The organism is uncultured Bacteroides sp., assembly GCF_910586915.1.
Classification (GTDB): Bacteria; Bacteroidota; Bacteroidia; order Bacteroidales; family Bacteroidaceae; genus Bacteroides.
In genome coordinates this window covers 166,456-174,678 of the sequence record NZ_CAJULN010000003.1, presented here as the reverse complement: position 1 = coordinate 174,678, position 8,223 = coordinate 166,456, and the positions used below count along the sequence as shown (strand labels likewise).

At 52.8% G+C, this 8,223-nt stretch carries 5 protein-coding genes and 2 pseudogenes; all 7 read right to left on the bottom strand.

What is annotated here, in order from left to right; all coding sequences use genetic code 11:
* Positions 1-294 precede the first annotated feature (294 nt).
* Entirely contained in the window at positions 295-909 is a 615-nt protein-coding gene (locus QZ331_RS02470) for a polysaccharide deacetylase family protein (RefSeq protein WP_294627753.1), read from the bottom strand.
* Between the two features lie 70 nt (positions 910-979).
* Positions 980-2,395 (bottom strand): annotated as a pseudogene (locus QZ331_RS14440) (hypothetical protein); the annotation flags it as partial.
* A gap of 192 nt (positions 2,396-2,587) precedes the next feature.
* Positions 2,588-4,540: pseudogene (locus QZ331_RS14435) on the bottom strand (DUF2723 domain-containing protein); the annotation flags it as partial.
* A 167-nt stretch (positions 4,541-4,707) separates the two neighbouring features.
* The gene (locus tag QZ331_RS02460; protein WP_294627750.1) at positions 4,708-5,460 is read right to left on the bottom strand and encodes a metal ABC transporter ATP-binding protein; all 753 of its coding nucleotides are present in this window, start codon (positions 5,458-5,460) and stop codon (positions 4,708-4,710) included.
* Positions 5,461-5,846: 386 nt separating this feature from the next.
* A complete protein-coding gene (locus QZ331_RS02455; protein ID WP_294627748.1) occupies positions 5,847-6,509 on the bottom strand; it encodes a hypothetical protein in 663 nt (220 codons plus the stop codon).
* 4 nt (positions 6,510-6,513) lie between these two features.
* On the bottom strand, positions 6,514-7,440 hold the full coding sequence (locus tag QZ331_RS02450; protein WP_294627746.1) for a zinc ABC transporter substrate-binding protein: 927 nt from the start codon (positions 7,438-7,440) through the stop codon (positions 6,514-6,516).
* Between the two features lie 54 nt (positions 7,441-7,494).
* Positions 7,495-8,202: a tRNA (5-methylaminomethyl-2-thiouridine)(34)-methyltransferase MnmD gene (mnmD, locus tag QZ331_RS02445; RefSeq protein ID WP_294627759.1), complete on the bottom strand. Its 708-nt coding sequence runs from the start codon at positions 8,200-8,202 to the stop codon at positions 7,495-7,497.
* Positions 8,203-8,223: the final 21 nt, after the last annotated feature.

Below are 8,223 nucleotides of genomic sequence, written 5' to 3'. Positions count from 1 at the left end.
AAAATGTACCAAGTTCTGCTAGAACTCGGTACATTGGCTAAATTGGGTATATAGCTTTAAGAGGTTGTTTTTATTATAGATGATTATCCGCTATTTTCCCGCTCTGTATGAGCGATTTGCAGTGCATATATATCCTACTTCCACCGCATATATGTCTTGTCTCCAGCATCTATATTTCCAACTTCCAGCATCTATATCTCCTGTGGCCAGCAGATATATATACTGTAACAAGCTGATTGTTAGGCTGTAACTTTTTTGTTTTGCAGTTAGGGGAAGATAGCGATAATCCTATTATTATAATACCTTAAACTGATATTCTTTCGCTTGCAGGAACTCGATGGAGCGGGGGAGGGCATATTGCAGGTTGCCATTGTTCCAGGACTTCAGAGAGTCGTGGAAAGTGATGATGGAGCCGTTGCGTGCATACCGCTTTACGTTGTTGAGCACCTCTTCGGGGCGCATCCGCTTGCTGTAGTCACGGGTGACGAGGTCCCACATGATGATGCGGTAGTGATGGCGCAGCGTATAGTACTGGCGGAGTCCCATATGGCCGTGGGGAGGGCGGAAGAGGTTGGAGTGAATCATTTCGTCTACCTTCTTGGCGTTTGCCAGGTAGTCGGAGTTGGAGTATTCGAATCCCCGGATGTGGTTGAAGGTATGGTTTCCGGTGCGGTGTCCGCGTTCTACCACCATACGGAATTCGTCCGGGTGCTTGCGGATGTTGTCGCCTACCATGAAGAAGGTGGCTTTGACGGCGTACTTGTCCAGTACATCCAGTACCCAGGGGGTTACTTCGGGGATGGGACCGTCGTCGAACGTCAGGTAGACTGTCCGTTCGTTCGGGTTCATCCGGAAGATGGCCTGCGGATACAAGGCACGAAAAAACCAGGGTGGCTGTTCTATAAACATAGAGTCGGTTGTAAGGAAGTGTGTCGAAACGTATGTGCGTTTTCCGACACACTTCCCTTTTTTATAAAGTTTATTTTTTCATTCTTGTCACATACTCGTTGTATAGCTGGTCGAGCTGGTCGGAGTAGTGCTTGAGGAGTTCTTCCGATTTGTACTTCTCCATCAGACGGATTTCGGCATCAAGCAGGCTGGCGTTGTAGACGAAATTCTCGCCCGCGATGGCAAGCTGGTTGTCGCTTAGGCTGAGATACCAAAGCATATATTCGAGCGACTTGTTGGCAAGTTCGTCGATAATCTTGTCGGCTTTCTCTTTCTCGCCCAACTGATAATAGGCTTCTGACATCTGGAAGGCGCCGTTTGCCCAGTCGTAGGGCACGTTGCCGGCCGGAATCATCTTTTCGGCGTAGTCGAGGGCGGAGATTGCCTTCTCCTTTTTGCCCTCCTTGATGAGCTGGCCTGCAAGCTGCGTGAAGATGCGGCGGTGGGTGTAGCACATACGCATCGTGTTCTCGTCAATGTAAATGCCCGGTTGGTCGATGCCGCCGAACTTGAACTTGTTCATCAGGTTGTCGTACATCTTCTCGCTGTCTATCTTGCTGTTGAGCTTGTCCGTATCGAACGGTGTGAAGCGGTAGGCGAGACCCTCCTGCGTGAAGTGGTTGTCCATGCCGAGGTGGCTGTCGCTGCCTACGGTGATTGCCATGTAGATGGGGCGTTCCCAGTTGGCGTTGGCAAGCATTTCGAGCATCATCAGTTCGCTCTTGTAGAGGGCGCGTTTCGGGCGGCCGTTGGCGTCTCTGAGGGTGATGGTCATGTATTCGGGGATGGAGTCGCCTAAGGCTTCGGGTATCTTCATGCCGGAGCGGCGTACGGCGTCCTTGTCTATCGTCATCACGATGCTGTCGGTGGGGATGAGCGGCAGCTCTATCTCCTTGCCGGTCTTTTTGAGCAGTTCTTTCAGTTGGTCGTTCTTGCCGAGCATCCACCGGTTGATGATTTCCTTCAGTTCGTAGGGGTTTTCGCCGAAGATGGAGTGTACGAGCGACAGGATGGTGGTGTCTCCCTGTGCGGCGAGTTCGTTTGCCTGCTTGAAGTAGCTGTCGATAAGGACTTTTATCTCGGGGCGTACGGGGATATACTCGTTTTGTCCTTCTACGTACTGCACGCGGTCCCAGGTGATGGGCAGCGAGGGAGAGTCGTAGGCGGGACGCTTCATCTGGTCGATGTACCAGTCGGTTTGCAGGTAACTGAGGTTGCAGGTACGGGCGTCGGTGCGGAAGCCTTCCGTTTCCTGGTTGTACCACAGGGGGAAGGTATCGTTGTCGCCGTTGGTGAAGATAATCGGGTTACCCTCTTCCTGTAGGGTCATCAGGTAGTTCTGTCCGAAGTCGCGGGCTACGAAGCGGCCGCTACGGTCGTGGTCGTCCCATGTCTGGCTTGCCATCTGGATGGGTACAAACAGGCAGAGCAGCGTCAGGATGCTTGCTACGACGACTGTGGGTTTGTAGTCGATATACGGCTCGTAGAGGTCGGCAAGTTGTTGCTGCAAGTCGGCTTCTTCCTGCGGGCTGATGAATTTGCCTTGCTTCTCGGTGAGTATCTTGCGTATTCTGTCGGCTTCTTCTTCTGTGGCTCCTTCGACAAGACGCAACTGGGGCTTTATGCGCGAGCACCACTGTATCAGACCTGCCACACCCATACCTATCCAAATGGCGAAGGCGTAGAACGAGCCGGCGTATGCATAGTCTCGCTCACGCGGCTGTGCGGGCATCTGGTTGAGGTAGAGCACGATGGCGATACCGGTCATGAAGAAGAGGAAGAACACTACCCAGAATTGCTGGATGCCTTTCTGGCTGTAATAGGCCTGCCAGAACAGTCCTATCAGACCGAGTATCAGAGGCAGGCAGTAGAATACGTTGCGTCCTTTGTTGTTCTTGAGGTCTTGCGGGAGCAACTCCTGATTGCCCACCAAGAGGTTGTCGATGAACGGGATACCGGTAATCCAGTTGCCGTGTTCGATTTCTCCGGTGCTTTGTATGTCATTCTGCCGTCCGGCGAAGTTCCACATGAAGTAGCGCCAGTACATGAAGTTCAACTGGTAGGAGAAGAAGAACTTGATGTTCTCCCATTGGGTGGGCATATTCACCATGACCATTTCCCCACATTGGTCGTAGGGCACGTCGTAGCCTTTGATGTCGACCCATTGCTTGTAGAGCGGGGCGTGCGACGGGCTGTACATACGCGGGAATAGCATATTCTGTGCGTATTCGTATTCGATGCGTCCGGGGAGTTTGATGTATGAGTCTTTCTCGTCGGGCGAGGTCTTTTCCTTGCGGATGTACTTGCTGCCCGTTTCCGACTGGCGGGGAATGCAGTAGCCGTCTTTTACGTCGAGCGCCACTTTGGAGGAGAAGGCGGGGCCGTAGAAGAGTGGGCGGGTTCCGTATTGTTCGCGCCCGAGGTATTCGCCCAATGTGAAGATATCTTCGGGCGAGTTCTGGTCCATCGGCGTGTTGGCGGTGGAACGGATGACGATAACCGCATACGAGGAGTATCCCACTACGATGAGCATCGTGCACAGCAATGCCGTGTTCATGGTGCGGGCTGAAATGCGCCATTTCTCTTTTATCTTAGCCTGCATATTGGGGGCGAGATAAAGCCCTAATGCAGCGATGACTGCAAGGCCGATGACGATGCTGCTTGCGCCGTGTCCGTAGAACGGGATACCGAGCATGGCGATGGTGACGATGAAGGAGACTGCCATGCGCATCTTGTTCTTCTCCGTATAGCTTTCGTACACGCCCCAGATGAGTGCGGCGGCAAGCAGTAGGATATAGACCACTACGCCGGAGTTGAACGGCATACCGAGTCCGTTGACAAACAGCAGTTCGAACCATCCGCCTACTTTCACAATACCGGGTACGATACCGTAGAGGACGGCAGCCACCAGCAGTCCGGAGCCGGCAAGTGCGAGGAGCGAACCTTTGGCAGTGGCGTTCGGGGTTTTCTTATAGTAGTAAACCAATACGATGGCGGGCAGGCAGAGGAGGTTGAGCAGGTGCACGCCGATACTCAATCCGGTGAGGTAGGCGATGAGGATAATCCAACGGTCGCTGTGCGGTTGGTCGGCAACGTCTTCCCACTTGAGAATCAGCCAGAAAACGACTGCGGTGAACAGGGAGGAGAATGCATATACTTCGCCCTCTACGGCGGAGAACCAGAAGGTGTCGCTGAAGGTATAAGCCATTGCGCCGACCAGTCCGCTACCCATCACGGTGATGAGTTGTCCTTTGGTAATGTTGTTTTCGTCGCTGACAATCAGTTTGCGAACCAGGTGGGTGATGCTCCAGAAGAGGAACAGGATACAGGCGCCGCTCATCAGGGCGCTCATGTAGTTCACCATTTTCGCTACTGTGGTGGTGTCGGATGCGAATTGTGTGAAGAAATTCGCCATCAGCATGAAGAACGGTGCGCCGGGCGGGTGTCCGACTTCCAGTTTGTAGCCGGTGGTTATAAACTCAGGGCAATCCCAGAAACTTGCGGTTGGTTCTATCGTGAGGCAATAGACGGTTGCCGCAATGATGAATGCAAGCCAACCCATAAGGTTGTTTACGGTTCTGTACTGTTTCATTAGCACGATGGTAGTTTATTCGTTAAAAACAAATTATGCGGTCGCAAAGATAGTGATTTGTGAGAATAATGCGTTAGGGTGTGGCGATTATTAGTGTTATTTTTCTTTTGGGAGGCGGGTGGGGGCGTAGATTGGTGGTGTGCCTTGCTGGAATGCTGCCGCCGCGTTTAGTGGTGGTGATGATGATGCTCTCCCAAGACGCGGTGTGGCAATGTGCCGTGTCCCAACAGTTCGATGGGGCAGTTGAAGTTCTTTTCCAGCCATTCGGTGGTGACGCCGGTGTCGGGGTGATAATCCAGCGTCTCGTTGACGCAGGCGATGGACTTCACCTGTTGCAATACCGTGCCGATGTCGTGGCTGACGAGGATGATGGCGCACTCTTTGTTGATTTCTGCCAGCAGTTCGTAGAGGCGGGCTTCGAAACGCTTGTCGATGTACGTGCTGGGTTCGTCGAGGATAAGCACTGAAGGGTCGGAAATGATGGCGCGTCCTAAGAGGGCACGTTGGAGTTGCCCGCCGCTCAGTTGCCCGATGGCGCGGTGTTCGAGTCCTTCCAGTCCCATGCGGGCGACGGTTTGCCGGCCTTTCTCGCGCTGTTCGGGGGTGAAGCGGGAGGTGAGCGGCTTCTGTATGCTCAGTCCGGAGAGGATTACTTCTTCTACGGAGATGGGGAATTTGCGGTCGATGGTGCTGTATTGGGGCAGGTAGCCCAGCGAGGGCTTACAGTGGAAGATGATTTCTCCGCCGCTGGGGGAGAGCAAACCTAAGATGCACTTTACAAGCGTGGTCTTGCCGCCGCCGTTGGGGCCGATGATGCCTAAGAAGTCGCGTTCGTAGACAGAAAGGTTAATGTCGTGGAGGGCGTTGCGGCCGTCGTATCCGGCAGAGAGGTTCTTTATTTCGATGATAGGGTTTGCCATTTTGCGTAAAATGTTTGCTGGACGACTTGAATCATGTTGCAAATGTACGTAGATTTTCGGGATTTCCGGGCGCAGGGGAGGCGAATTATTCCCAATGGGCTGTGTAGGCTTTGTTTTTTCAGGCGATGGCTTGGGGGCGGGAGTGCGGTGCGGGGCTTTCAGAGGGTGGTTCTTTATCCGCTGTTTTCCCTTGCTGTATGACCGATTTGCAGCATATATATGTCCTGTTTCTACCGCATATATCTCCTGTCTCCAGCATCTATATATCCAATGTCCAGCATCTATATGTCCTACACGCAGGAGATATATGTGCTGTAACTAATTGAATATGAGTGTGTATTTCCCTCGTTTTGGGAGTGATGGGAAGATGGCGGACAGTCTTGTTCTTATTCCTCGAAGTCTCCTATATAGAGGATTCCGTCTTTGGAATTCATCGTTGTGTATTCTTGGAAAATGACTTGCACGCCGGAAGAGTCGAATTCTTCCAGGTTTGTTTGGACTTTCAGTGTGTATTCTCCTTCTTCCTTTGCCATTGTAACAATAGAGACGCGCTTATTGAATACAAGTTTTGCTTCGTTTTCGGTCAGTACGACTATTGTCAGCAGGGACAAATCACCTCCGTACGGCCAGCCTACAAAGCAGAGTGCCTTAATGTCCGGCTTTAGTTCTAAAGGAATGAAGTAACGGTTGTCTGTGTATTTGCGATAGTTTGTAGCAGATTTTCCGGCATACATATAAGTCCACATATCAATGTCTCTCAATTCCATTAATTTTTCTGTTCCTTTGTGTATTTCGATAACGTTAAAGCCGGAGCCTTTGTCTTCGAGTTCGTCTGTCGCTATTTTGATTGCGTATCGGGTGCTTCCTACCGTTACAAATTGCGACGGGTGATAGCCGTTAAATTCAATCCTTTCATACCCTATGGGATTTATCATACTTTCCACGGGTATGATGCGCCGGTTGCCGTCGATGCTGTAGATTTGATGCTTGTTTTGTGCACTTCCCGACAGGGAAAGAGCAACTGAAAGAGCGAAGATGAATGCTTTCATGGCCTTATTCCTTTCCATTCAGCGCCTTCGCCACCTTCAGCATCTCTTCCTCCCAGTCGTAGCTGAGCGGATTGATGGGTACAACCTTCGTTCCGGTCTGCTGCGCGATGGTTTCCGCGTTGCGCCTGTCAAACTCCGGCTGGACGAAGATGACGCCTACACCTTCCTCTTTGCAGAGGTCTATCAAGGCTTTCAGATGAGCGGGCGAAGGCTCTTTGCCACCTTCCTCGATGGAAATCTGATGCAGTCCGTAGTCGCGGGCGAAGTAGGAGAGGGCAGGATGGTAAATCATGAAGGCTTTGGCCGCTTCGGGGGCGGAGAGCTGTTGGCGAATCACGCTGTCGGTCTGCTGGATGCGGCGGCAGAGAGAGTCGTAACGCGCCATATAATAAGCCTCGTTGGCTTTGTCCAGTTGGCGGAGGGCTTTGTAGGTGTTGCCGGCGATGGTGAGCGCGTTGGCAGCCGAATTCCAGATGTGCGGCTCTACGGCGTGCACGTGTCCGTCGTGCGAGTCGTGATTGTGGTCGTGTTCGTGCTCGTGGTTGCCGTTGTTGAGGATAAGGTCGATGCCTTTCGAAGTGTCGAACACTTGTATGTGGGGCGTGTTATCCATCAGACGCTCCATCCAGGTCTGTTCAAAGCCGATGTATCCGATGCGGAAGTACGCTTTGCTGTCGCCGAGAGAGACGAGCTGCTGGGGCACGGGGTCGTAGGTCTCCGGACTGGAACCTTTGGGAACCATGCTCACTACCTCGAACTTGTCGCCCGCGATGGCTTCGGTGAAGTAACGCTGCGGTTCGAGGGTGACGGTAATCACCGGCTTTTCCGCTTCGCTGTTGTCGGTTTTGGACGCGCGTCCGGCGCAGGCTGCCGTCAGCAGGCAGGAGCCGAGTAGAAGGAACGTGCTTATATTTCTCAGTTGCTTTCTCATGGGTTTTCTTTTATTTCGGGGGTTATTGGGTTTCTTTTATTCTTGTTCTTGTTTTTACGCTTGTTTGCGGGCGCGCAATATCTCCCGTTTGCCGCCCGGGGGACCCGGCAGGCGTTCGACGATGAATCCCGCCGCCTGTAGCATCCGGCGCACGACGCCTTTGGCGCAGTATGTGGTCAGAATGCCCTCATTGGCTAATAAAACATAAAGACGGTCGAATAGTTCTTGCGACCACATCTCCGGTTGCTTCTCGGGGGCGAAGGCGTCGAAGTAAATGACGTCTGCCGTTCCGTCCAAACGCCCTCCTCCGTCCGCGACGTAGCGGTTGGCGTCGGCTTGTATCTTTTGCAGGGTGAAGCGGGGGGTGAGCCGCACTTCCTCTTCCCAGGCGGCAGTGTGGAGTTGCTCGAACAGGTGGGCGGCAGACTGTTGCTTACCGTTCACCGTCACTTGCTCGTCGTTCGCAACGTAGTTCAGTTGCGCCACCGTCTGCCATTCGAGGGGATAGAGTTCCAGTCCCGTGTAGTGTACGTCGCGTCCACTCCTTTCGGCTTCGGCGAGTGTGAGCCAGGCATTCAGTCCGGTGCCGAAGCCTATCTCAAGAACGCGCGGAGAGGGGGCGGCAGAGGCTTTCAGTCCCATGTCGATAAAGATATGCCGGGATTCGGTGCGTGCCCCTTTCGTCGAATGGTAGTGTTCGTTCAGTTCGGGCACGAACAGCGTGGCGCTTCCGTCTTCGGTTTTCTCGATAATTTTTTTCATCATACAATCTTATAAATACGT